A 26,836-nucleotide genomic window follows, 5' to 3' on the forward strand; every position below is an offset into this window, starting at 1 on the left:
CGCTGTAAGAGCGGAACCAATCGAAGCCGTAACCGAAGGAATGGATATGTACTCAACCAAACGAAGCCCAAAAGCATGAGCCTCCTGCCTTACGCCTGGGCCAAATCCCAACGCATCCTCCTTCACCCGGGAACCCAGGGCCCGACGCTGACCATCTGCCCCTCGACCCCCGGCTGGTCCATCAGCGAAGTCCACCGCCAGTTCGGCCAAACCCACCTGATCCAGGTGCGCGACGACGAACTGGACGGCCTCCTGGCCACTGCCTACGCCGACACCGGCAGCGCCGCCGCCGTCGTGGGCGCCGCCGAAAACGAAGTCGACCTCGACCGCCTCATGCAAGACATCCCCGAAATCACCGACCTGCTCGACACCCAGGACGGCGCCCCGGTGATCCGCATGATCAACGCCTTGCTCACCCAGGCCGCCCGCGACGAAGCCAGCGACATCCACATCGAACCCTACGAAACCCACTCCGTGGTGCGCTACCGCGTCGACGGCACCCTGCGTGACGTGGTGTCCCCGCGCAAGGCCCTGCACGGCGCCCTGGTCTCACGCATCAAGATCATGGCCCAACTCGATATCGCCGAAAAACGCCTGCCCCAGGACGGCCGCATCGCCCTGCGCGTGGCCGGTCGCCCCATCGATATCCGCGTCTCCACCGTGCCCACCGGCCATGGCGAGCGCGTAGTGATGCGCCTGCTGGACAAACAAGCCGGCCGCCTGCAGCTGGAAACCCTCGGCATGGACCCCGCCGTCCTGGCCAAACTCGACACCCTGATCCGCCAACCCCACGGCATCGTGCTGGTCACCGGCCCCACCGGCAGCGGCAAGACCACCAGCCTCTACGCCGCCCTGGCCCGGCTGGATGCGAGCACCAGCAATATCCTGACCGTCGAAGACCCGGTGGAATACGACCTGCCGGGCATCAGCCAGATCCAGGTCAACGCCAAGATCGACATGACCTTCGCCCTGGCCCTGCGGGCAATCCTGCGCCAGGATCCGGACATCATCATGATCGGCGAAATCCGCGACCTGGAGACCGCACAAATTGCCGTCCAGGCCTCGCTCACGGGCCACCTGGTGCTCGCAACCCTGCACACCAACGACGCCGTCTCGGCGGTCAACCGCTTGATCGACATGGGCGTCGAACCGTTCCTGCTGGCCTCGTCACTGCTCGGCGTATTGGCCCAGCGCCTGGTGCGCCGGCTGTGCCCGCACTGCAAGCAGGAAGACCCGGCCGCGCCCGGCACCTGGCGGCCGGTCGGGTGCGCGCAGTGCAACCAGATCGGCTACAGCGGGCGTACCGGTATCCATGAATTGTTCTGCATCGACGACGAGCTGCGCGGGCTGATCCACCAGGGCGCCGGCGAGCAGGCCTTGAAAGCCGCCGCACGCCGCGCCGGCATGTTCAGCATGCGTGAGGATGGCGAACGCTGGGTACGCAGCGGCGCCACCGCCCCCGAAGAAATCCTGCGCGTAACACGGGACGCCTGATGAACCGATACCGCTACGAAGCCGCCGACGCCAGCGGCAAGCTGGAGTCCGGGCACCTTGAGGCAGACAGCCAGAGCGGCGCGTTTGCCCACCTGCGCAGCCGTGGCCTGACGGCCTTGCGGGTGCAGGTCGAGAACAACAACGAGCGTGCCGGCGGTGGCGGCCGGTTCAGCGCCAAACTCTCGGACAATGACCTGGCCTGGGCCACGCGCCAGTTGGCGAGCCTGCTCGGTGCTAGCCTGCCACTGGAGGCCGCGTTGAGCGCCACGGTGGAGCAAGCCGAGAAAAAACACATCGCCCAGACCTTGAGCGCGGTGCGCGCCGATGTGCGCAGCGGCATGCGCCTGGCCGATGCGTTGGCCGCCCGGCCCCGGGACTTTCCGTCGATCTATCGGGCGCTGATCGCGGCGGGGGAGGAGTCCGGCGACCTGGCCCAGGTCATGGAGCGCCTCGCCGACTACATCGAGGAACGCAATAACCTGCGGGGCAAGATCCTCACGGCGTTTATCTACCCGGGCGTGGTGGGGCTGGTGTCCATCGGCATTGTGATTTTCCTGCTCAGCTACGTGGTGCCGCAGGTGGTCAGTGCGTTTTCCCAGGCTCGCCAGGACCTGCCGGGCCTGACGTTGGCGATGCTCAATGCGAGTGACTTCATCCGCGCCTGGGGCTGGCTGTGTTTTGCCGGGATCGTGGGTGGTTTCTGGAGCTGGCGCCTGTACCTGCGCAACCCCGTGGCACGGTTGAGCTGGCACAGCCGGGTGTTGCGCCTGCCGTTGATCGGGCGTTTTGTACTGGGCCTCAACACCGCGCGGTTTGCCTCGACCCTGGCGATTCTCGGCGGGGCGGGCGTGCCGTTGTTGCGCGCCCTGGAAGCGGCGCGCCAGACCTTGTCCAACGACCGCCTGAGCCAGTGTGTCAGCGACGCGACGGCCAAGGTGCGCGAGGGCGTCAACCTGGCTCCTGCGCTGGCGGTGGAAAAGGTCTTTCCGCCCGTGCTGATCCACCTGATCGCCAGCGGCGAAAAAACCGGCTCGCTGCCGCCAATGCTCGAGCGCGCGGCGCAAACCCTGTCGCGGGATATCGAGCGTCGGGCGATGGGCATGACGGCGTTGCTTGAACCCTTGATGATCGTGGTGATGGGCGCCGTTGTGCTGGTCATCGTCATGGCCGTGCTGCTGCCGATCATCGAAATCAACCAACTGGTGACCTGACTGCTGACGAAACGCGGTCAAAAAGGTGGGAGCGGGCTTGCTCGCGAAAGCGGTGTGTCAGTCAACACATGTCGCGCCTGATCCACCGCTTTCGCGAGCAAGCCCGCTCCCACATTTGAACTGCGTTTCTTCAAGACTATTTTCGCGCGCCCGACACGCGGGTCCCAACCTCGGGTTCCTCATTCTGTCATCTGCCCAACCCCACCACACGGCCCGTAACGCCTCCAGCCCGGTACTCGAAATCCGCGCTGAAACCTCGCTGTCACCTCACCCCCAAACCGCTCAAAAGTGTGACCAAAACACCCGAGAATCTTTTTAAAAATCAAGCCGTTCCTCCCGAGGTTTTTTCCTTTAGCTGTCATCGGATGCTGCGAAATTTCATACCCATGGCCTCACCCCTGGGTACCCCCCGGAACACAGCCCGGGACCGAAGCCATAGCGTCATCTACCCCAACGTACAAACACGACGAAAGGAGCTTCTTCATGTTTAAGCGCAACGTTCTCGCGGTATCCATGACCCTCGCTGCACTGTGCTCGGCCCAGGCTGCTATGGCAGACATCAACGGCGGCGGCGCCACCCTGCCACAACCGCTGTACCAGACCTCCGGCGTATTGACCGCCGGTTTCGCCCCGTACATCGGCGTGGGCAGCGGCAAGGGCAAACTGGCGTTCCTGAACAACGACTACAGCCAGTTCGGCACCGGCACCAAGAACGTTCACTGGGCGGGCAGCGACTCGAAGCTGACCTCGACTGAACTGTCCACCTACGCCTCCACCAAACAAGCGACCTGGGGCAAGTTGATTCAAGTGCCTTCGGTCGCCACTTCGGTTGCCATTCCATTCAACAAGGCCGGTACCAATGCAGTTGACCTGAGCGTTGATCAACTGTGCGGCGTGTTCTCGGGCCGCATCACCACCTGGAACCAACTCCCGGCTACCGGTCGCACCGGTAACATCGTGGTGGTTTACCGTAACGAAGCCAGTGGCACCACCGAGCTGTTCACCCGTTTCCTGGCGGCCAAGTGCGTCAATGAGTCCAAGAAATTTGTGGTCACCACCAACTTCGCGGACAGCTTCGGCGTGCCACCAGGCGCCGTGCCTGCCGTGACCAGCCAAGGCGTGATGACCGCGCTGAACGCCGGTGATGGTCGCATCACCTACATGAGCCCGGACTATGCCGCGCCTACCTTGGCTGGCCTGGATGACGCCACCAAAGTGGCCAAGGTCGCCGGTGTTTCTCCAGCCCCTGATAACGTTTCCGCCGCCATCGCTGCTGTGCCCGTACCGGCTGCTGCCAACGTCGCCAACCAGAACGCCTGGGTACCGGTGTTTGCTGCCGCCGCCGATGCCAACGACCCAAGCGTCGTGCCTTACCCAAGCAGCGGTTATCCGATCCTGGGCTTCACCAACCTGATCTTCAGCCAGTGCTACGCCGACGCCACCCAGACCTCGCAAGTGCGTGCATTCTTCACCCGTCACTTCGGTGCCAGCGCCTTGAACAGCAACGACAACGCGATCAAGGCCAACCGCTTCGTGCCACTGCCAGCTGCCTGGAAAGCCGCGATCACCAGCAACTTCGTTACCGCAACCAGCGCGCTGAGCATCGGCAAGTCTGATGTCTGCAACGCCATCGGTCGTCCGCTGTAACCCACGCTTTTACCGACCGGCAACACCCGATCAGCAACGGCCTGTGCCGTTGCTGATTTTTGCGTTTGCGGCTCGGCTATCAGCCTTACATGAACTTTCCATGACAGAAGTTCAGTCCCGCCCCTCGCCAACCGCCTAACTCCCATACGTGACGCACGTCGCCAGTTCCCCATGGGCAATAACAAAGAAGGAAGCTTCCTGATGGTCCGCTGCAAACCACCGGTCAACCTGAATGCCCAAGGCCCTGGCGGCCAGACGATCCTGCGCCTCAAACCCCTGGCCCAGGCGATTGCCTTGTTCATGGTGGCAGGCAGCGCCCACGCGGCGACAGCGTTCAGCTCCGGCTGGTTTGCCGACAAGGGTGCCTCCCAGGCGGCGACAGCGGCCCGCCTCAACGGGGCGCAGGTGCCGGGGATTCCGTCGTTGAATCAGCAGGCGCGGGCGAACCAGCAGTTGTCACGTTCCATCAGCACGCTCAACAACAGTGTCGCGGCGATTGCGGCCCAGCAGGCCGCCCAGGCCGCTGGCCGGCAAGCGGCGCTCGGCCAGGTCTCGACGATTCCCGACGGCCTCGGCAAGGGCGGCTTGCAGGTGGACAACAGCCTGACCCAGGGCTGGACCAACGCCAAGGGCCCGACCCAGAGCCAGTCCGGTGGCAAGACCACGGTGACCATCGAGCAGACCGCCGACAAGGCGATCCTCAACTGGGAAACCTTCAACGTCGGACGCAACACCACGGTCGATTTCCAGCAGCAATCGAATTGGGCCGTGCTCAACCGTGTCAACGACCCCAACGCGCGCCCCAGCGAAATCCAGGGCCAGATCAACGCCCCTGGCACAGTGATGATCATGAACCGCAACGGGGTGATCTTCAGCGGCAGCAGCCAGGTCAATGTGCGCAACCTGGTGGCGGCCGCCGCCACCATCACCGATGACCAATTCACCCAACGCGGGATCTATGTGGATGCCAACGGCACCCAGCCGACCTTCACCGACGCGGCGGGCAAGGTCGAGGTGCAGCGCGGCGCGTTGATCCAGACTCACAACCCGGCCACCTCTACCGACGCCGGTGGCTACGCCTTGCTGCTCGGCTCGGAGGTCGAGAACGCCGGCAGCATCATCACCGCCAGGGGCCAGGCCACCCTGGCCGCCGGCGACAGTTTTTATATCCGCAAGGGCGTCGGCACCACCGGCAACGACCGCTCCACCACCCGTGGCAATGAAGTGGCCACCAGCCTCAAGGCCGGCAGCACGTCGGGCAAGGTCAGCAACAGCGGCCTGATCATGGCGTCGACCGGCGACATCACCCTCACCGGGCACCAGGTGCAGCAGAACGGCGTGGCCCTGGCCAGCACCTCGGTGGATACCCGCGGCACGATTCACTTGCTCAACGCCGCCAGCGACACCAGCGCCAGCGTGACCCTGGGCGAGGGCAGCACCACGGCGATCCTGCTGGACGCCAGCGGCAGCACCGCCCTCAACAGCCAGAAGGACAACGGCCTGATCAAGCTCGACGGCTTGCCTGCCAACCTGATCACCGGCCAGTTCAACAACCTCAGCGCGGTGGCCGACCGCACTGACCAGTCGCGGATCGAGATCGTCAGCGGCGGCACTGTGGATTTGCGCAAAGGCTCGATCACCCTGGCCACCGGCGGCCAGGTGGCGGTCAGTGCCGGCCAGCGCAGCCTGGTGCGTGACGGCGCGATGATCGACGTGTCCGGCGCGATTGGCGTCAAGGTGGCGATGGAAGCCAACAACATCAAGATCAACGTGCAAGGCAACGAACAGCGCGACGCGCCCGCCAACCGTGACGGCGGGCAATTGATCAACAATGACGTGTGGGTCGATCTGCGGGACCTGGTGTTCGTCCCGGCCGGCACCAACGGCTATGCGACGGACCGCTGGTACACCGCCGGCGGGCTGCTGGAAGTCGGCGGTTACCTGGGCACCCAGGGCCACTCGGTCGGCGAGTGGATGGCCCAGGGCGGCACTGTGACGTTCACCGGCAAGGACGTGGTGACCCAGCAGGGGGCCCAGGTCAATCTGTCGGGCGGCACCGTCGATGTGCAGGCCGGCTACATCCGCCAGACCTGGCTCAAGGGGCCTGACGGCCAGCTCTATGAGCTGTCGAAAGCCCCCGGGGACATTCTCTACGCGGGGATCTACAAGGGCTTTGAAGACACCAGCGCCCGCTGGGGCCGCAGCGATTTCTACTACAACCCGCTGGTGGCCCAGCAAAGCCGCTACGAGGCGGGCTACACCGTGGGCCGCGACGCCGGCAAGCTGGTGGTGGGCACCACCAACGCGGTGCTGGAAGGCCAGTTGATCAGCGATGTATTCCAGGGCGATCGCCAGACCCAGGCACCGAATATCAACCTTGATGGTTATCAGCAGTCACAGCAGGCCATGGCCCAGCGGGCGCAGTTGATCATTGGCCAGTACACGCCGGTGTACAACAAGGCCACCGGCACCTTGCGCTACGCCTTGACCCCGACCATCGACCAGGTGCTGATCGAGAGCAGCGCGCAAAAAATCGCCGACGGCCTGGACCTGGCCACTGCGCTGCCGACCGAACGCCAGGGCAAACTGGTGCTCGACAGTGACCAGCTCAATGGCTACCGATTGGGCGCGATCAAGGTCGGCGCAAAGCAGCAGATTGACGTCAATGGCGCACTCAAGGTGGCTGACGGCGGCGACATCACCCTGTTCGGCCCCGTGATTTCAGTCAATGCCAACCTCACGGCCCACGGCGGCAGCATCAACGCGGGCAACCTGCTGAATCAGGTCGACCTCAATCGCTCCAATGTCGTTGGCGATGTGATTCTGCCGGGCATCGGCCGGCTCGATGTGGCCGCCGGAGTCAAGCTGGACAGTTCCGGGCGCTGGAATAATCTGGCGCTCGACCCCTCGGCCACTGACGGGGTGGCGTATATCAACGGTGGCAAGGTGTCGTTGCGCAACTCCGGCGACGTGAACCTCGCGGCGGGCAGCCTGGTGGAAACGTCGTCCGGGGCGACCATCGGCCTGGATGGCAAAGTCCGGGGCGGCAAGGGCGGCGACGTGACCGTGGGCGCACTGGGGGCTTTGGACCTGGGCGCCGAGATTCGCGGCTATGGCGTCAGCGCAGGCGGCACCCTGACCTTGCAGGCCAACAAGGTGCGGATCGGCCAGAGCCCGCAGGCGCCGGACGCCAAGACCTTGCAGTTGGCCGGGGATTTTTTCAACAAGGGTTTTTCGGCCTATGACATTACCGGCAACGAAGGATTGCTGGTCGCCGATGGTACTCAGGTGGATGTGAACGTGCCGGCCTACCGGCTCTCGGAGCAGGCCGCCACGACGCCGGGTGGCGGCGATGCGGCCAGCGTGATGGAGCGCTGGACCCCGCCGCTTTACCAGGAAGACGCCAGCAAGGGCGTACTCGGCCAACGCCGTGGCGCCAGCCTGACTCTTTCCGCCGGCCACCTGGAGTCGCCTGCCGAGCAACTGCCGACAACCGCGCTGGTGGTCGGCAAGGGCGCGGTGATCCGCGTCGACCCGGGCCAGTCGATCAACCTGCGCAGCATCGGTCAACTGACGGTCGACGGCACGCTCAATGCCTGGGGTGGCAGCGTCAACCTGAACGGCCTGACCACGCGCGCGTTCGAGCCGGCCAACGCGGTTGGCCACGGCCGCTCCATCTGGCTGGGTGAAAACGCACTGATCGATGTCTCCGCCCGGGCCGCGACTGCCGTGGACAATCGCGGGAGCCAATACGGGTTGGTCCGTGACGGCGGCAAGATCAGCATCGGTGGCGAGATCAACCTGAGCACCGGCACGGTCACTGCCAGCGACCTGTTTGTGGTGGTACGCGAGGGCGCCCGGCTGGACGCGTCGGGCACGCAAGCGGTGTTGGATGTGCCGGGGCAGGGCGCAACCCGGGTGGCCAGCAATGGCGGCAGCATCAGCCTGGCGTCCAACAATGGCTTGTACCTGGACGGCAGTCTGGTAGCCCGGGCCGGCGGTGCCGGCGCAGCGGGCGGCAGCCTGAACGTAGCGCTGGACAGCCCGTATTACACCAAGAGCAGTGTCACGGATCGCGTGCTGAAGGTGCGTGAATTGGTGCTCGGCCAGACCCATCAGGCCCACACGCTCGCCGGCACCGCCGCCGACGCGGCCGACAGCCTGGAATACGGCCACGCTCGCCTGGGCGTCGACCAGGTCAGTGCGGGCGGCTTCGACAACCTGGCATTGATGAGCAACGGCCTGTTGAGTTTCGACGGCGATGTGTCCTTGAACATGGGCCAGAGCCTGCGCCTGTACAGCGGTGCCTTCAACCTCAGTGAGGGCGCGGCAGCCAATGCCCGGGTGAATCTGTCGGCACCGTCTCTGCTGCTGTCCGGCATGGATTCGCCGGCCCGGGAGTTCTACGTGAACCCGGTGTCGGTGTTGCCGTTACCCTCGCTGCGTGCCACCGAGGCGCAGTTCAATGCCAGCGGCAGCTTGATCGATGTGCGCGGCAGCGTGTTGTTTGGCAGCAAGGGCAAACTGCGCCAGGCCGACGACAGCCTGATCGGCCTTGAGCGTCGCGGCTTTGATCAGGTCAACCTGACCAGCCAGGGCGATCTGCGCTTCCTGGCGGGTGCGAACCCGGACGGCGTGGCCTTGAGGGTCAGCACCCAGTTATTGACCCAGGGCGATATGACCTTGCGGGCGGCGCAGTTGTATCCGGCCACGGAGGTCGGTGCGCGGGTCATTGCCGGCTACCTGAGCGAATTCAACAGCCTCAACATCACGTTCGACCCGCTGCGCACCCTGACCATTGGCCGTACCGGCAACACGGATGCCGCGGTGCCTTACTCGGCATTCGGGCGCCTGCAACTGGGCGCCGCGACGGTGCGGCAGGGCGGTGTGGTGCGGGCGCCCCTGGGGTTGATCGATATCGGCAGCATGGGCAGCAGCCAGGTGCAATTGCTGCCGGGCAGCGTGACGTCGGTGAGCGGCAGGGGCCTGGTGCTGCCGTATGGCGGCACCCTGGACGGGCAGGTCTATAAGTACAACGGCAAGACCGTGACGTTTGTCGGCCAGGGCGGGCTGGTCAACCAGGACGCGGAACTCAGCGTCGGGGTGATTCTCGGCGGCCAGTCGGTGCAGGTGCAGCCTGAGGCTACCCTGGATCTGTCGGGCGGCGGCGAATTGCTGGGGGCCGGTTTCGTTTCTGGGCGCGGAGGCTCTACGGATGCGCGCTACAGCCCACTGGTGCAGTTTGGTGCCAATGGCGGTTTTGTGTTGCCGGGCCTGGGCACCAACCCGATTTACGCCATCGTGCCCGGGGTGCAGCCTGGCTCGGCGCCGGTGGCACCGGAGAAAGGCGCAGTCGATCCGTTGGTGGGCCAGCAGGTCACCATCGGCGCCGGAGTGCCGGGGCTGCCGGCGGGCACTTATACCCTGATGCCGTCCACCTACGCCTTGATGCCCGGCGCTTTCCGCGTCGAGATCAACGGCCTGGCCGGGCTCGGCAGTGATGCCGCCACCCAGCGCATGCGCAATGGCTCCTGGTCCACCGCCGGGCGCTTGTCCATCGCCAACACCGGGATCGGCAACAGCGTTGCCAGCCAGTTGATTCTGACCTCGGCCGATACCTTGCGTCGCTATTCCCAATACAACGAAACCAGCTACGCCCAGTTCGCCATGGCCGACGCTGCGAAACAGGGTGTGCCACGCCCGATGCTCGCCGTCGACGCCAAGACCCTGAAACTGGCCTTGCGGCCAGGGGGCGGCGCTGATGCGTTTTCGTTCCAGGGCATAGGCCGTTTTGAGGCCGCGGCGGGTGGCTATGGCGGCGCGGTGGCGGTGATTGATCCAGGCAAACTGGGTATTGAAGTCGTCGCGGCGGGCAGTTCCGCAACCAGCGGTTTTTCCGGCATTACCTTCAACGATGACAGCCTCAACGCCTTGGGAGCCTCGCGTTTGATGGTGGGGGGGATGACGGCAGTTACGTATGGCCAGTCCGGGAATTACATCGTCCTGGCTGGCGGTACGAGTCGGGCCAACAGCACCGTCACGCTTCGGGAAGGTGTGACGCTCGCAGCGCCGGAAGTCTTTTTGTTGAGTGACACCAACGCGATCGTCCTGGAGCAGGGCGCATCCATCAACACCATCGGCCGTGGCAAAGCCAGCTACGACGCTCGTGACGGTTTTATCTACAAAGTCACCAATATGCTGGCGGCGTCCAACGGCTTGCTCAATGTCATTGCATTCAATACGACGGTGCCCAGCGGCGGGATCAGCATCGGTGTGTGTGACACGGGCCTGTGCAGCGGGCAAACCGGGCTGTACTCCGAAGGCAGCATCGTGGCATTGACCAACAATACCTTCCAGTTGGGCGACCAGGTGCGCTACGGCACCCGTCACCTCAACCTGGGGGTCAACACCATTAACCTCGGCAGCGCCCAAGCCCTGGCCGCTGCCGCTGTGGCCAATCAGTTGCCGGCCGGCCTGACACTCACCCAGGCGCTTCTTGATCGCCTGCTCAAAGGTGATTCACAGTTCGGTGCGCCGGCGCTGGAAACCCTGCAGCTCTCGGCACGGGACAGTTTCAACTTCTACGGCAGTACCTCCCTGGACACCTATGACCCACTGACGGGTAAATCGCGGCTGAGCAACCTGATGCTTTCCACTCCGGCGATCTACGGTGCCGGTGGCGCTGGCGACGTGGCCAACATTCATACCGCCAACCTGATCTGGCAGGGCGCGACCACCCCACCGGGCTCGGTGATCGCCGGCGGGGCGGGTACTGGCAGCGGGCGCCTGGATATCAACGCCGAGCGTATTGAGTTCGGCTACGGCGCCTTTGCCCAGACCAACACCGTGAGCAGTTTCGATCGCCTGGCTTTGGGCTTTGCCAGCGTGAACCTCAATGCCAGCGAGCGCATTACCGCCAACCACAAGGGCAGCCTCTCGGTGTATCAGAGCCAGGGCGCCTATGATCCGGTGAAGGGCTTCCAGTACAGCGGCGGCGACCTGAATATCCTCACCCCGCTGATGACCGGCGAAGCCGGTTCGGTGAACCGCATGACCGCAGGTGGGGCGATTGATATTGCAGCGTCCGCGGGGGCGCGTGGCAAGGCCGACGGCCAGGGCGCCGAACTGTCCCTGCAAGGCGATAGCATTCGCCTGGCCACGGCGGTAGTGCTGCCCAGCGGCAAAGTCAGCCTGGGCGCCCGGGGTGATGTGGTGCTGACGGATGCGGCGTTGATCGACGTGGCCGGTGGCGCCACTGTGTTCAACGATGTGAGCCAATACGGCGCGGGCGGCACTGTGCTGCTGGACAGCCGCAGCGGCAACATACTGCAGGCTGCCGGCTCGACCATCGACCTCTCGGCCAAAAACAACCAGGCCGGCAAACTGCGGGCGGTTGCGGTGGACGCGGCGGGCGGTATCGTCGACCTGCAAGGCACGATCCTCGCCGGCAGCAGTGGCTATTACGATGCGGGCGGGACCACGATGCCTTATGAGGCCGGTACCGTGGAAATCCAGGCCCAGCGCCTGGGCAGCAGCGGTTCGCTGGACCAGCAGTTCGCCGACCTCAACCAGCGCCTGAATCAAGGCCAGGTGTTCGGCACACGCAGCTTCCAACTCAAGCAGGGCGACTTGACCATCGGTAATGGCCTCAAGGCCGGCACCGTCAACGTCTCCGTGGACAACGGCAGCCTGCGGGTCACCGGCCTGGTGGACGCCAGTGGCGAGCGCGTCGGCAGCATCAACCTGGCCGGCAAGCACGGCCTGACGCTGGACGGCGGCGCGGTACTCGACGCCCATGGCAGCAAGCTGCGGGTGGACAGCTACGGCAAGATCATCGATTCGCCCAACCGGGCCATGGTGGTGCTCGGCTCCGGCACCGGTCAACTGACCCTGGCCGATGGCGCACGCATCGACCTGCGCCACGGCACCGAGGCGGTCCAGGGCAATGACGGGCGCAACCGCGGCACCCTGGAACTGAATGCACCACGGCTGATCAACGTCGATGGCACCAGCAACGACATCAACATCGATGCCCATGGCCGCCTGACGATCCAGGGCGCGCGCTCGATCACCCTCAACGGCATGATCAGTTACGACGATGCGCCACTGGTCACCGATCCGACGGCCAGCGGGCGGCCTTACCAACAGATCGACCAGGCCTACCTGGATGGCAAGCATGTGCTGAGCACGGCCTTTATCAACGGTGCATTGCTCAACCAGAACCTGCTGCAAAACAAACTCGCCGGGCTTAACAATGCAACCTACGCCGATGCCTTCCACCTGCGCCCGGGCGTGGAAATCGTCAGCAAGACCGCGGACAGTGACCTGGTGGTGCAGGGCGATCTGGACCTGTCCGGCTTCCGTTACGCCAGCCTCAACCCCAACAGCCAGAAAACCTCGGTGTATGGCTCCGGTGAGTCGGGCAGCCTGACCCTGCGCGCCGGTGGCGACCTGAATATTTACGGCAGCATCAACGACGGTTTCGCGCCGCCACCACAGACCGTCGATGACAAGGGCTGGGTGTTGTTGCCGGGCATCGACTTTACCGGCGGCACGATCATCGTGCCGGGTAACGGCATCACCCTGGCGGACGGCACGACCTTCCCGGCGGGCACCGTGCTCAACTACGACCTGCCGATCAAGGCCGTGGGCGTGGCCGCCGGTACGCGCTTGCCGACCCGGGCGACGCTGAACCAGGACCTGACGCTGCCTGCCGGTACGGTATTGGCCGCAGCGGTGTTCGACAGCGCGGGCAATGTGCTGTTTGCCGCAGGCACGTTATTGAGCCAGGCACACACCCTGGCGGCCGGCTCACAGCTGGACGCCGGCAGCCTGCTGACCCAGGACACCCGGCTCGGGGCGCTGACCTGGCCCAAAGGGGTGCCGTTGCCGACGAACTACGAGGCGCTTAACCCGACGCAAAACTACGTGACCCTCAATGGCGACATACCGCTGCCGCGCGGCGCGTTGATTCCTTCCGGCACCAACGTCAAGTTGCCGGGCGGGGCTGAGTCGGTGGCGTTGCGCCCGGAAGTGGCGGGGCGCCAGGGCAAGCTGTGGGCCCTCTCGCCGATGCTGGCCGAAGGTTCGCAATCCTGGTCGCTGCGGTTGGTTGCAGGTGCTGACACCGAGGCGGCCGACAGCCGCATCCTGCAAGCCCATCCGCGCAGCGGCGACCTGCGTTTGGCTGACAGCCACTACGGCATGTTTGCCAAGGAGATGCCCGCCAAGGGCAAGTTGACCTGGACCGCCTTCGCGGTGGAGGACTTTGCGGCCAATGGGGTGGTGGTCAAGGAAGGCGACCCGATCGACCAAAAGATCCTCGATGATTTCGGCCTGGGTTCGATTGATGATTTCTGTGGGGGCAATCCGGCGTACTGCGCCGTGAAAGTTGGCTATGTCTGGACCGAATTCGGCGCCAAGGACCTGGCGGACAACGGGATTATCGTCACCGTCGGAACGCCGATCGAGCAAAGCATCCTGGACCAGTTCGGTATCCCTTCCATCGATGAGTTCTGTGCAAGCTCGCCCGCCTACTGCCAGGCCCAAAGCGGCAAAGAGTATGCGGCGACCCCCTCCAGCAGCCGTTTCAGTGTGATTCGCACCGGTACGGGCGACCTCGAACTGCTCAGCGCCGGCAACTTGAGCATGTACTCCCTGTATGGGGTCTACACCGCCGGTACATCGTCCACTGCAACCGGTGCCAGTGACCCCTACAACCAGCCCAAGGCGCTGAACAGCGCGAAGACGGTGCTGAACGATACCAACAGTTATTTTGAACAGTTCGTCAACGGCTCATCTGACAGCCTGTACCGTGCCTGGTACCCGGAGGCAGGGGGGAATTTGAGCATGAACGTGGGGGGCAACCTGACGGGGAATATCCTGGGAGGCGTCTTCAACCCAAGTCGGCCCAACCCCCTGGATAACGGCATCGACTCCGCCGATGTGGCCAACTGGCTGTGGCGCCAGGGCAGCGGCACGGTGAACACCGGCGGGCAGGCGCAGCCGACGGCCTGGTGGATCAATTTCGGGAGCTATACCGCCAACGCCTCCAAGGCTGATGCGTTCGTCGGGTTTACCGGTTTCGGCACCCTCGGCGGCGGTGACGTAGATGTTCAGGTAGGCGGGGATGCCGGTGTGCTTCGGCGCATGGACGGCAACCCAATGTCGGCCTCTGCCAACCCGCGCAGCCAGGGGCTGGTGCTGGCGGTCGGCAGTACCGGGCGGGTTGCCGGTGATGGCAGCCTGCAGTTGACGGGCGGTGGTGATTTACGGGTGCGTATCGGTGGCGCCCTGAACCCTGGCAGCGTGGTTGATGTAAACGATCAGAACGGCCAGTTGGTGAATATCCGGGGCAATGTCCAACTGCAAAGTGCGACCACGGGCCGGATCGACCTGACCTACGGCAGCAACAGCTCTGAGCAGAGCCCGGGCGAAACCCGCGCATTCGATCCGTTCCAGGCGACCCGTGGCCGGGCAGTGGGGGGTATCACCCTGGTGCCGGGGGATGCCACATTCAACCTGACGACATTGGGTGACCTGGTGCTGCAGCAAGTGATTGACCCGGGCCGTGTCGTCCTGCTGAACAACTCATCGTTTACCCGTGGCGGGACGAGTGGGACCGGCGAAAGTTGGTTCTCGTTGTGGACCGGTCACACGGCAATCGACCTGTTTTCAGCGGGGGGCAACTTGACGCCATCTGTCTCCGCCGCAGCGTCCGACCTGGCAACTGTCTACCCATCGATCGTTCGAGCGACGGCGGCTGGCGGCAGTATTTATTACGGAAGCGCCGTCCTGGGGTACCAAGCCGATACGAGTCCGATAAATGCCTTGGTGCTCGCCCCCGGTGCCAGCAGCCAGTTGCAATTCCTGGCCCATGACTCGATTTATGCGGGCGGTATGTTTGTCACGCCTTCCGGGGCCGACCCCAGCATCATGGCCACACCTTGGCGGCCGGCGTTCGTCGGGACCATTGATGGTCAGGTGGTTGCCGATGGCAACAATCTGTCGGAGAACGGTAGCTCGTCGGGTTCCATTCCGCGTCCTTTGTTTGCCTTTGGCTCCGCCACGGCGTCGGCAGCCGCTTACGCGCCAACGGAACCGGCGCGGTTCTATGCCTTGACCGGCGATCTGGTGGGGGTCAGCAGCGGCCGGACCCTGACGTTCAATTCTTCCCCCTCGTTTTTGCATTCGGGGCAGACCTGGTATGAGGGTAACGGGCCGGTTTGGATGATGGCGGGGCGAGACATTGTCAGCAGTGGCAGCCGTTTTAATACGGCCCCCGGTGCGGTCAGCGAGCAGTCGACCGGCAACCTGTTCATCCACAACAACCCCACTGACATCTCCATCGTCTCCGCCGGGCGCGACATTCTGTACAGCAACTTCCAGGGTGCCGGTCCTGGCCTGCTGGAAGTGACGGCGGGCGGCAATATCCTGATGTCCGGGCGTGACCCGGCGAAGGGCGGCGAAGTCAGCATCACCAGCCTGGGCCCGGTGGTCGCGGGCGACAACCGCCCTGGCGCAGGCATCGTCATGCAAGCTGGCGTCGGCCCCAACGGCCCGGATTACCGGCGCTTTGTCGAGGCCTACCTGGACCCGGCCAACCTCGTCCAGCCAGGCGAAGCCCTGTCGATCCAGGGCGGCAAGGTCGCCAAGACCTATGAGAACGAACTGGTCACCTGGCTCGCCGAGCGCTTCGGTTTCGTCGGCACCCGCGAGCAGGCCCGCGCGGTTTACGCCGCACTGCCCGCTGAACAGCAACGGGTGTTCGCCCGTGATGTGTACTTCGCCGAACTCAAGGCCGCCGGCCGTGAGTACAACGCGGTGGGCGGTGTGCGCCAGGGCAGCTATGTACGGGGGCGTGCAGCGATTGCCGCGCTGTTCCCGGACAAGGACGTGGCCGGCAACCCGATCACCTACAAGGGCGATATCACGTTGTTCGGCGGCTCCGGTGTACACACCAATTTCGGTGGCTCGATCCAGATGCTCACCCCGGGCGGTGGGCAGACCTTCGGCATCGAAGGCGCGGCACCGCCGTCCACCGCCGGTGTGATCACCCAGGGCGCCGGCGATATCCAGCTGTATTCCATGGGCAGCATCCTGCTGGGCCAGAGCCGCATCATGACCACCTTCGGCGGCTCGATCATGGGCTGGTCCGGCGAGGGCGACATCAACGCCGGTCGCGGATCCAAGACCACCGTGGTGTACACGCCGCCCAAGCGTGTCTACGACAACTGGGGCAACGTGACCCTGTCGCCGGCGGTGCCGAGCACCGGGGCGGGGATTGCCACCTTGAACCCGATTCCCGAAGTGCCGGCCGGAGACATCGACCTGATCGCCCCGCTGGGCACCATCGATGCGGGTGAAGCGGGGATTCGGGTCTCGGGCAACATCAACATTGCCGCGTTGCGCGTCGTTAATGCCGCCAACATCCAGACCCAGGGCAAGTCGTCCGGGGTGCCGGTGTCGGCGGCGGTAAACACCGGGGCCATGACCTCGGCGAGCGCAGCCGGTGCGGCGGCGTCCCAGGCGGCGGAAGATGCCGCGCGCAGCCAGCAGGCGGCGGCCAAACAGGGCCGGGCGTCGATTGTCACAGTGGAAGTGTTGAGCTTTGGCAGCGAGCCAGTGGAGCGCAAGCCGGAGGACGGGCAGAAGACTTCGGGCTACAACCCCAACAGCCCGGTGCAGGTACTCGGCGCCGGACCGTTGAGTGACCAGGCGCGGGCGCGGTTGACGGATGAGGAGCGCCAGCAGATCAGCTTGTAGTTTTAGAAAAGGACCTCTCGTTGTATTTGGGGCGATCATTGATCGCCCCTTTTTTTCGTCTTGGGGGCCCGGCTTTTCCCGGTGGATGGTGGCGCGGTCGAGCCGGTAGTCACTGAGGCCGGGATGAGTGATATCTCGGCCACCAAGTGCGAGCTCTATCACCCTGATCTGTCAGGCCAGGAGCTGGAGGCGATTAAAAGTACGAAGCGCTCAGCATTGGAAACCTACAGCGTTTCACAACTTTGGTCGGTGGCATGGACTGAGTAAATTGGTCAGGCGCTTCGCTCGTGAATTATTCAGCCAGTTGTTTGAATTGCCTCGCCAACTCCAACACGACTCGGCCGCTATTCGCGGTGGGCACCAAATGGGTAAAGGGAATATCGATCATCCGGTTCTCCCGCACCGCCCGCAAACGCGACAGCACCGGGTCGGTGGTCAGCAACTGACGTTTGCGGCTGGCCGGTGACCACAGCGCATCTGCCAGCAAAATCACATCCGGGTCACTCATCAGCAGGGTTTCGCTGCTCACGGTGACGCGGTATTGGTTGATCCCGGCAAATAAATTGCGCGCACCAGCAGCCGCCACCAACGTGGTGACAAAACCACGCCGACCCTCGCTGTCCAACCCGTTGACCTCACTGTCCAGGTAAAACACCGACAGCGGTTTACCCTCACCAGCCAGCGCCTGGGCACTGGCCAGGTCGGCGTCCATGGCATCGCTCAACGCCCGCGCCCGTTGCTGTTTGTGCACCAGGGCGCCGAGGGTAAACAGGTCGTTGCGAATATGCCCGAAGTAATCCAGCGAGTGCCCGTCGCACGCCGACTCCAGCAAGTACGACCCAACCCCGTTGCCTGCCAACCCTGTGCGAGAGGTGACACCAGTGCCAAAGGCAGTGGCGAATCCACCGACCACCAGATCCGGTTTCTGCGCATAGAGCACTTCGCTGGACGGGTACTTGGGCGCAATCACCGGCACGCCGAAATACTCGCCGTGTCGGTGGGCCACACCGTTGTCATCCAGATACGCCACGCCCACCAATGCGGGACCGACATCCAGCGCCAATAACAGGTCGGCCGCATGCTGATTGAGGGCCACGATGCGCGAGGGCGGTGAGTGGGTGGCCGTCCAATCCTGGTTGCAGTTGCGATAACGGTCCGCCAGCGCCAACGATGGGCAGAGCAGGGCGCCCAACAGCAACCACGACGCTTTCATGGGCGCTCCTTGATCAGCAGATCCTCGACGACTTCGCCGCCCACCAGATGCACTTCCACCAGCCGTTGCACGTCTGCGTTGCTGTGCACGCCGTACCAGCAAGTGTCCGGGTACACCGTCACGATCGGCCCCAGGTTGCACGGGAACTGGCAGTGGGTGCGTGTCAGCAGCACGCCGCCAGGCTTTTCGATGCGGTCGTGTTGCAGCAGGTGGCGGCGCAGGGTTTTCCACAGTTGCAGCGCGCCACGCTGGGTGCAGCGCGGGCCGGTGCACAGGAACACGTGACGGGCGTGGTCAGGCACATGGGACCAGTCCGGATGAGTTTCCACGGGCGTACTCATCAGAAGCGATACGTGTAGCGTACTTCGGAGGTGAACGGCCGCCCGAGGTTGTCGACGTTGCTGGCGCGGCTGGTGACGTAATCGCGGTCGAACAGGTTCTCTACCAGCAGGCTGACGCGGTGTTGGTGGGCGTTGTCGAGGTAGCGATAGGCGTCGGCATCCACCACGGTGTAGTTGCCGTATTCGACCTTTTTCGAGCTGACGATATCGCCGATGTAACGCACGGAGGTGCCGGCGCCCCACAGGCGGTCCGCCGATTCATAGCCGACCCGCGAGCGGGCGAAGAAGCCCGGGATATCGTTGATGGTGACACCCGCACGGGACTCGGTGAGGTTGCGGGTCATGTCGGCCTGCACGCTCCATTGTTCATTGAGCTGCAGCTTGGCGTCGGCCTCGAAACCACGCATCTGGATCTGCCCCTGGCCGTTGACCCACTGGATATCGTCCAGGGTGATCAGGTCGGTGATCTTGCGTTTGAACAGCGTGACGCTGGCGCTGAAGTCCCGGGCCAGCAGGCTGCCCTTGTAGTCGACGCCCAGTTCGGCGTTGCGGCTCTTCTCCGGCTTGAGGTTGCGGTTGCCTTTTTCATCGTCTTCGTTGACGAACAGTTGCTCGGCATTCGGCAGTTTGTAGGCAGTGCCGTATTGGCCGCGCAGGGCCCAGTTGTCGTTGAGGTCGTAGAGCGAAGTGAGCATGCCGACGGTGGCGCTGTCGCCGCCGCTCATGGCTTCGTGGCGTACGCCGATGCTCGGGTGCCAGTTCGGCAGGGCTTCGATAGTCGGGCGCAGTTGGGTGTACAGCGCGTGGGCCTGGGCCTTGTTGTCGTCGATGATCAATACATCGTCCTGGCCCTTGAACCACTGGTTATCGGACCCGAATACCAGCACGTGCTCGCCGGGCAGCACGGCCTTGCCTTCGGCCTGCACGCCCCAGTCGGTGAAGCCCCAGTAGTCGTTGTGGTTGATGACCCGGGTGCCGCCGCCTTCGATATTGTTGATGCGGGTATAGCGCGTGTCCCAATCGTTGATATGGCCTTTGACGAAGTAGCTCAGGCGCTCGTTGAGGGTTTGCTCGAAGGTGGCCGTGGCGATCTGTTGCACGCGGTCGTTGGTGGTCTTGTGGTTGTCCACCGGGCGGGCGAAATCGAGGTTGGCGTCGGCGTACTGGTAAAACAGCTCAAGGCGCGTGTCATCGCCAAACGACTGGATCGCCTTGGTGCCGAAGGTGGTGACTTCGTAGGAGCGTTTCTTGTCGCTGACGTTTTTCATGTCGCGGTTGCGAAACGGCTGGTAGCCCTCGGAGGCGTTGCGGCTGACGTAGGCCAGCAAGCCGAGGTCGCCAAATCCGTTATTGAAAATCTTCTCGACCCGGGCGTCGCCGGTGGTGCCGCCGAAGGTGTCGGCACCCAGGTTCACCTCGCCGGACGCCTCGCGGGTTTGCGGGCTGCGGGTGACGATGTTGATCACTCCCGACACCGCCTGGGTGCCGAACAGCAGGCTCTGGCCACCCTTGAGCACTTCGATGCGCTCGATGGCGTTGGCGGGCAGGGTGTCCAGGTACAGGCCGCCGTACAGGCGGTTGTTCAGGCGCACGCCGTCCAGCAGGATCAACGTGTCATCGTTGCGCCCGCCCAGCAGGGAATAGGTGCCGTAGTCGAACGGACCGTTCTTGGGTGCCACGTACAGGCCGGGGATGAACATCTGCATCACGCGCGACACATCGGCGGCGGGGCCGGCGCGTTCGATCTGTTCGCGGGTGACGATCTCGACCTTGCTGCCGTACTGGGCCATGTCGGCCACGGTAGTGGATTCCACCGACGGTGCGGAAATGATCTGCTGCTTGAGCTCAAGGGGAGGGTCGTCGGCCAGCAGCAGGGGGCTGAACAGGCAGCCGAGCAGCAGGCTGGGCACGGAAGTATTGTAAGGTCGAATCATAGTCTTCTCGGAAAAGTATCTTTCGCGAAAAGCACGCACGAGTAGGCACCGAGCACACGCCAATACCGGCCCATGCCCGCCCACCGCAGGATTTTGCCAAACAGAATTCCAGGCCGGTCTCCGGGCTCACGCGTATGGACACCTTCACCTTCCCATGGCGCGCAGGCCACAGTGGTGTGTCGAAGGGGTCACGCGTCTACCGTTGCGGGGGCAGCACCGGACTGGCTCGAAAAGAGCGGCACCGGTTTCCCGTTTCACCCCATGCACGGCGGCATGAGGCACCTGAAACAGGCCGGCATCTGAACATTCGAAAGACCGTTCGTCAACTTGGCGGGTACTTTTCCGGCGGTTGCCAGGGAAGCGACTGACGGATATTGCCAGAAAATTCCCACAGGAGTACAAATGTACTCCATGACGAATCTAACGCCCCGCCGTACCGCCATCCTGACCTTTATCCGCGACCGTATCGCGCAGCAAGGCCAGTCCCCCAGCCTCGCCGAGATCGCCGAGGCGTTCGGCTTTGCCTCCCGCAGCGTGGCGCGCAAGCATGTGCTGGCGCTGACCGAGGGCGGCTTTATCGAGGTCAACCCCAACCAGGCGCGCGGCATCCGCCTGCTCAATCAACCGGCGCGGCCGGAGCTGCTGGATATTCCGGTGCTCGGCCGGGTGGCCGCCGGTTTGCCCATTGGCGCCGATGCCGAAGTGCACAACCGTCTATTGCTCGACCCGGGCATGTTCGCGAAAACCCCGGATTACCTGCTGCGGGTGCAGGGCGATTCGATGATCGAAGATGGCATCCTCGATGGCGACCTGGTAGGCGTACGCCGCAGTGCCGAGGCCTTGAACGGGCAGATCGTGGTGGCACGCCTGGACGGTGAAGTCACCATCAAACGTTTCGAACACGTGGGCGAGCGCGTGCGCCTGCTGCCGCGCAACCCCGCCTATCAACCCATCGTGGTGCGGCCCGATCAGGACCTGGCCATCGAAGGGGTGTTCTGCGGCCTGGTGAGGCAAGGCTGATGGGCGCCGTCGTTGCACTGGACTCGCTGTTCAATGGCGGCCGGGTCTGGAAAGGCCGGCCCGCCGCGCCGCCGGCCAGCGTCCATCCCACCGGGCTTGCGGCCCTGGATGCGGTGCTGCCCAGCGGTGGCTGGCCGGAAGCGGCGTTGAGCGAAATCCTGATGGCGAAGGAGGGCGTGGGCGAGTTGCAGCTGGTGTGGCCGACCCTGGCACGGTTGGCGGCGGCCGGTGAGCGCATCGTGCTGGTGGCGCCGCCCTACACGCCGTACCCCCACGCCTGGCAAAACGCCGGGGTGGATGTGCGCCAGCTGTCAGTGATCCAGGCCGATGAACGCGATGCCTTGTGGGCAGTGGAGCAATGCCTGCGTTCCGGCAGCTGTGGCGCGGTGCTGTGCTGGCCGCGCAAGGCCGATGACCGCGCCTTGCGCCGCTTGCAGGTGGCGGCGGAAACCGGCCAGACCCTGGCCTTTGCCTGGCGCTCCTTGAACGAGGCCATCAACCCGTCACCGGCCGCGTTGCGCCTGGCGGTTGAGGCGAGCCCTGCGCAAGTGCGGGTGCTCAAGTGCCGGGGTGGCCTGGCCCATCCCGCGCCCATTGCGCTTGGGCACTGAGGTTGGCATGCGCTGGGTGTGTATTGTGTTCCCGCAATTGGCGCTGGACGGGGTGCTGCGTTCGCGCCCCGAACCGGACCAGCCGTTGGCCCTGCTGGCCGGCACGCCGCAGCGGCGGGTGCTGCAAACCGTCAATGACGCCGCGCGCAAACTCGGCCTGCGCCCCGGCCAGTCGCTGACGGCGGCCCATGCCTTGACCAAGGCTTTTGCCTGCGCCGAATACGACCCGGCGCAGATCGAATACTGGCAGCAGTTTCTCGCCGCCTGGGCCTACCGTTTCAGCTCCCAGGTCAGCGTGTTCTACCCACGGGCGTTGCTGTTCGAGATCGAGTCGAGCCTGGGCCTGTTCGGGCCGTGGCCGTTGCTCGAAGCGCGCTTGCGCAAGGAACTGACCGAACTGGGGTTTCGTCACCGCATCGTCGCCGCGCCGAACCCGGCGGCGGCGCGGATATTGGCGAATGTCTACGACGGCCTGGCCGTGGCCGATGAGCAATACCTGCAACACGCCCTGGCACCGATCCCCATCGACCGCGCCGGCCTCGACCCGCAAGCCGCCACCGCATTGTCGCGCATGGGCTTGCGCACCCTGGCCCAGGTGCAGGCGTTGCCTCGGCATACCCTGGCCCGGCGCTTCGACGCTGCGCTGCTCAAGCACCTCGATGCACTGTGCGGCCAACGGCCCCTGGCGCTGGCGTTCTACCAGCCGCCGGACCGGTTTGATGTGCGCATCGAGCTGAATTTTGATGTGTTGTCCCACCAGGCCTTGCTGTTTCCCTTGCGCCGTTTGACTGGCGATCTGTCGGCGTTCCTGTGTGGCCGCGACAGTGGCGTGCAGCGTTTTGACCTGCACCTGGAGCACGCGGCCGAGCCCGACAGCGTGATCAAGGTCGGCCTGCTCAGCGCCGAGCGTGACGCGGCGATGCTGTTCGAACTGGCCCGCGGCCGCCTGGAGCAGGTGCAAGTCACCTCGCCGGTGCGTGGCTTTCGCCTGGTGGCCCAGGACCTGCCGGTGTTTGTGCCCCAGCGCCAGGACCTGTTCGACGAGCGCCCGCAACAAACCCTGCCGTGGGAACAACTGCGCGAACGCCTGCGGGCGCGGTTGGGGGACGAAGCGGTGCAAGGCCTGCGCTTTCACGCCGACCACCGCCCAGAATGCGCCTGGCAAGCCGGTGCTGATCTTCGCCCGTGCTCACCCTCAAACAACGTGCAACGCCCGGGCTGGTTGCTGCATGAACCGACGCCTCTGGCCGAGCAAGGTCTACACATCCTGATGGGCCCGGAACGCATCGAGTCCGGCTGGTGGGATGGCGCCGATGTGCGCCGCGATTACTACCTGGTGCGCACCCGCGCCGGCCAGCAGGGCTGGGCTTACCGCACCGTGGGCGAAAGCGGCACGCTGTGGCTGCAAGGCTGGTTTGCATGAAGTACGCGGAGCTGCACTGCCTGTCCAACTTCAGTTTCCAGCGGGGCGCCTCCAGTGCCCGCGAGCTGTTTGAACGGGCCAGGCAGCAGGGTTACGAGGCGCTGGCCATCACCGATGAATGCACCTTGTCGGGCATCGTCCGTGCCTGGCAGGCGGCCAAGGAAGTCGGGTTGCCGCTGATTATCGGCAGCGAGATGCGCCTGGAAAACGGCCCCAAGCTGGTGCTGCTGGTGGAGAACCTGGAAGGCTATCAACACCTGTGCCGGCTGATCACCATTGCCCGTCGCCGTGCGGGAAAAGGCCACTACCGCTTGCTGCAGGAAGACTTCACCGCGGTACACGGCTTGCTCGCGTTATGGATGGTCGACGACACCGACACCCAGGCCCATATCCAATGGCTGTGCAGCACCTTCACCGATCGCCTGTGGCTGGCGGTGGAACTGCATTGCGGCCAGAACGATGCCCGTCACCTTGAGCAACGCCTGAACCTGGCCGCCAGCCTGCACCTGCCGGCGGTGGCCTGCGGCGATGTGCATATGCATGTGCGCGGTCGCCGTGCGTTGCAAGACACCATGACCGCAATCCGTCACCACGTCCCGGTGGCCGAAGCCGGCGCGCGCCTGCATCCCAATGGTGAACGGCACTTGCGCAGCCTCGATGCATTGGCCGCGCTGTACCCGGCGCACTTGCTGGAAGAGTCCCTGAACATTGCCCGGCGTTGCACCTTTGACCTCGGCCAATTGCGCTATCAATACCCCAGGGAGTTGGTACCTGAAGGCCAGGATGCAAAATCCTGGTTACGCACCTTGACCGAGCAAGGCATCGCCCAGCGTTGGCCGAAAGGGGTCGACGCCAAGACCCTCCAGCAGATCAATAACGAACTGGAACTGATCAGCGACCTCGGCTACGAAAGCTACTTCCTCACCGTACACGACATTGTGCGCTTCGCCCGCAGCCGTTCGATCCTGTGCCAGGGCCGTGGCTCGGCGGCCAACTCGGCGGTGTGTTTTGCCCTGGGCATCACCGAGATCGACCCGAGCCTGATGAACATGCTGTTCGAGCGCTTCCTGTCTCGTGAACGCAACGAGCCGCCGGACATCGACGTGGACTTCGAGCACGAACGCCGCGAAGAAGTGCTGCAATACGTCTTCCAGCGCTACGGTCGTACCCGCGCCGCGTTGACGGCGGTGGTCAGCAGCTATCACGGCGCCGGCGCGGTGCGCGACGTGGCCAAGGCCCTCGGGTTGCCGCCGGATCAGGTCAACGCCCTGGCCGACTGTTGTGGGCGCTGGAGCGACGAAGCACCGCCCCTGGAACGCTTGCGCGAAGGTGGTTTCGACCCCGACAGCCCGGTGCTGCGCCGGGTGCTGACCTTGACCCAACAACTGATCGGCTTCCCCCGGCACCTGTCCCAGCACCCCGGCGGCTTCGTGATTTCCGAACACCCGCTGGACACCCTGGTGCCGGTGGAAAATGCCGCCATGGCCGAGCGCACCATCATTCAGTGGGACAAGGACGACCTCGACGCCGTGGGCCTGCTCAAGGTGGACATCCTCGCGCTGGGCATGCTCAGTGCGATTCGCCGCTGCTTCGACCTGCTGCGCCGCCATCGCAACCGGGACCTGAGCCTGGCTTCGGTGCCCAAGGAAGACGCGGCAACCTACGCGATGATCAGCAAGGCCGACACTATCGGCGTGTTCCAGATTGAGTCGCGGGCGCAGATGTCGATGTTGCCCCGCCTGCGACCGGAAAAATTCTACGACTTGGTCATTGAGGTCGCCATCGTGCGGCCGGGGCCCATCCAGGGTGGCATGGTGCATCCGTACCTGCGGCGGCGGAACAAGGAGGAAGAAACCACCTACCCGTCGCCGGAACTCAAGTCCGTACTGGAACGCACCCTGGGCATCCCGCTGTTCCAGGAACAGGTCATGCAGATCGCCATGGTCGCCGCCGATTACACACCCGGCGAAGCCGACCAACTGCGCCGTTCCATGGCCGCCTGGAAACGCCACGGCGGCCTCGAACCCCATCAGCAACGCCTGCGCACCGGCATGCTGAAAAACGGCTACAGCGAAGCCTTCGCCGCGCAGATCTTCGAGCAGATCAAGGGCTTTGGCAGCTACGGTTTTCCCGAGTCCCACGCCGCCAGTTTCGCCTTGCTGACCTATGCCAGTTGCTGGCTTAAATGCCATGAACCGGCAGCGTTTGCCTGCGCCCTGATCAACAGCTGGCCCATGGGTTTCTACAGCCCCGACCAGATCCTGCAGGACGCCCGTCGCCATCATTTGCAGATCCGTCCGGTGGATGTGCAGGCCAGTGACTGGGATTGCAGCCTTGAGCCGATCGAAGGCCAGCAACCGGCGATTCGCATGGGCTTGCGCATGATCTCCGGGTTTCGCGAAGAGGATGGCCGGCGTATCGAAATGGCGCGCCAGGCCCGGGCGTTTTTTGATATTGCCGACTTGGGCGAGCGTGCCCAATTGGACACTCGCGCCCAGGAACTGCTGGCGGATGCCGGTGCCTTGCGCGGCCTGGCCGGGCATCGGCACCGGGCGCGTTGGGAGGTGGCCGGGGTGCAGAAACAACTGGGCCTGTTTGCCGGTATCGCCAGCCCGGAAGAGGCGGTGGTGGAGCTGCCGCAACCGACAGTCGGCGAAGATTTGTATGCCGACTACGCCAGCGTCGGCACCACCCTGGGCCCACACCCGTTGGCGCTGTTGCGCGATGAACTGCGCGCGCGGCGTTGCCGCAGTTCCAGGGAATTGCTGCGGGTTGAACATGGCCGCAACGTCAGCGTCGCCGGCCTGGTCACCGGTCGACAACGCCCGGGCACGGCCAGCGGCGTTACCTTCGTCACCCTGGAAGATGAGTTCGGCAATATCAATGTGGTGGTCTGGCGCGATTTGGCCGAGCGCCAACGCCAGGCGCTGGTGGGCTCGCGGTTGCTCAAGGTAGATGGCCGCTGGGAGGCGGTGGGCGAGGTTCGGCACTTGATCGCCGGGCGCTTGACCGACCTGACCCCGTTGCTGTCGGGCATCAGTGTGCGCAGCCGGGACTTTCGCTGAGCCGGCCCTTGCTCCTTCCTGCCGGCATAAGCAATATGCGATGAAACCAACCGCCGCTGCCGGGCTCAAAGTTTTCATCGCCGCCCACCTTTTATCTTTTGCAGAGCCGACC

At 64.4% G+C, this 26,836-nt stretch carries 11 protein-coding genes and 1 riboswitch; of the genes, 8 read left to right on the forward strand and 3 right to left on the reverse strand.

Going from position 1 to position 26,836, the window contains the following annotated elements:
- Window positions 1–75 precede the first annotated feature (75 nt).
- The 4 genes from gspE to HX821_RS16730 all read left to right on the forward strand — a co-directional run bounded on the left by gspE (window position 76) and on the right by HX821_RS16730 (window position 17,117).
- The gene (gene gspE / locus HX821_RS16715; RefSeq protein ID WP_003210467.1) at window positions 76–1,494 is read left to right on the forward strand and encodes a type II secretion system ATPase GspE; all 1,419 of its coding nucleotides are present in this window, start codon (window positions 76–78) and stop codon (window positions 1,492–1,494) included.
- Complete coding sequence (gene gspF, locus HX821_RS16720; protein WP_008432563.1) at window positions 1,494–2,705, forward strand: type II secretion system inner membrane protein GspF; 1,212 nt, start codon at window positions 1,494–1,496, stop codon at window positions 2,703–2,705. Before gspE ends, gspF begins: the two co-directional genes overlap by 1 nt.
- Before the next feature lie 483 nt (window positions 2,706–3,188).
- Complete coding sequence (locus HX821_RS16725) at window positions 3,189–4,352, forward strand: substrate-binding domain-containing protein (RefSeq protein WP_003210472.1); 1,164 nt, start codon at window positions 3,189–3,191, stop codon at window positions 4,350–4,352.
- 201 nt (window positions 4,353–4,553) lie between these two features.
- On the forward strand, window positions 4,554–17,117 hold the full coding sequence (locus HX821_RS16730) for a filamentous hemagglutinin family protein (RefSeq protein ID WP_177036093.1): 12,564 nt from the start codon (window positions 4,554–4,556) through the stop codon (window positions 17,115–17,117).
- 292 nt (window positions 17,118–17,409) lie between these two features.
- Here the strand turns inward: HX821_RS16730 and HX821_RS16735 are convergent, their stop codons facing one another.
- Genes HX821_RS16735 through HX821_RS16745 form a run of 3 tightly spaced genes read right to left on the reverse strand, consistent with a single transcriptional unit; the run spans window position 17,410 to window position 20,605 of the window.
- Complete coding sequence (locus tag HX821_RS16735; protein WP_177036094.1) at window positions 17,410–18,330, reverse strand: ABC transporter substrate-binding protein; 921 nt, start codon at window positions 18,328–18,330, stop codon at window positions 17,410–17,412.
- Window positions 18,327–18,659, reverse strand: coding sequence for a (2Fe-2S) ferredoxin domain-containing protein (locus tag HX821_RS16740; protein WP_177036095.1), 333 nt, complete (start codon window positions 18,657–18,659; stop codon window positions 18,327–18,329). Before HX821_RS16740 ends, HX821_RS16735 begins: the two co-directional genes overlap by 4 nt.
- Window positions 18,660–18,670: 11 nt before the next feature.
- Entirely contained in the window at window positions 18,671–20,605 is a 1,935-nt protein-coding gene (locus HX821_RS16745; protein WP_003210480.1) for a TonB-dependent siderophore receptor, read from the reverse strand.
- Window positions 20,606–20,698: 93 nt separating this feature from the next.
- Window positions 20,699–20,906: riboswitch (cobalamin riboswitch) on the reverse strand.
- A 101-nt stretch (window positions 20,907–21,007) separates the two neighbouring features.
- Here HX821_RS16745 and lexA point away from each other — a divergent pair.
- The 4 genes from lexA to HX821_RS16765 are packed head-to-tail and all read left to right on the forward strand — an operon-like array spanning window position 21,008 to window position 26,724.
- On the forward strand, window positions 21,008–21,625 hold the full coding sequence (lexA, locus tag HX821_RS16750; RefSeq protein WP_017475310.1) for a transcriptional repressor LexA: 618 nt from the start codon (window positions 21,008–21,010) through the stop codon (window positions 21,623–21,625).
- On the forward strand, window positions 21,625–22,236 hold the full coding sequence (gene imuA, locus HX821_RS16755) for a translesion DNA synthesis-associated protein ImuA (protein WP_008432576.1): 612 nt from the start codon (window positions 21,625–21,627) through the stop codon (window positions 22,234–22,236). Before lexA ends, imuA begins: the two co-directional genes overlap by 1 nt.
- A 7-nt stretch (window positions 22,237–22,243) precedes the next feature.
- A complete protein-coding gene (locus tag HX821_RS16760; protein WP_177008684.1) occupies window positions 22,244–23,659 on the forward strand; it encodes a DNA polymerase Y family protein in 1,416 nt (471 codons plus the stop codon).
- Window positions 23,635–26,724 carry an error-prone DNA polymerase gene (locus HX821_RS16765; protein WP_371316180.1) on the forward strand — a complete coding sequence of 1,030 codons (3,090 nt, stop codon included), beginning with the start codon at window positions 23,635–23,637 and terminating at the stop codon, window positions 26,722–26,724. The genes HX821_RS16760 and HX821_RS16765 overlap by 25 nt, the downstream gene beginning before the upstream one ends.
- Window positions 26,725–26,836: the final 112 nt, after the last annotated feature.

This window comes from Pseudomonas sp. B6001, assembly GCF_013386015.1.
In the GTDB taxonomy this organism is placed as follows: Bacteria; Pseudomonadota; Gammaproteobacteria; order Pseudomonadales; family Pseudomonadaceae; genus Aquipseudomonas.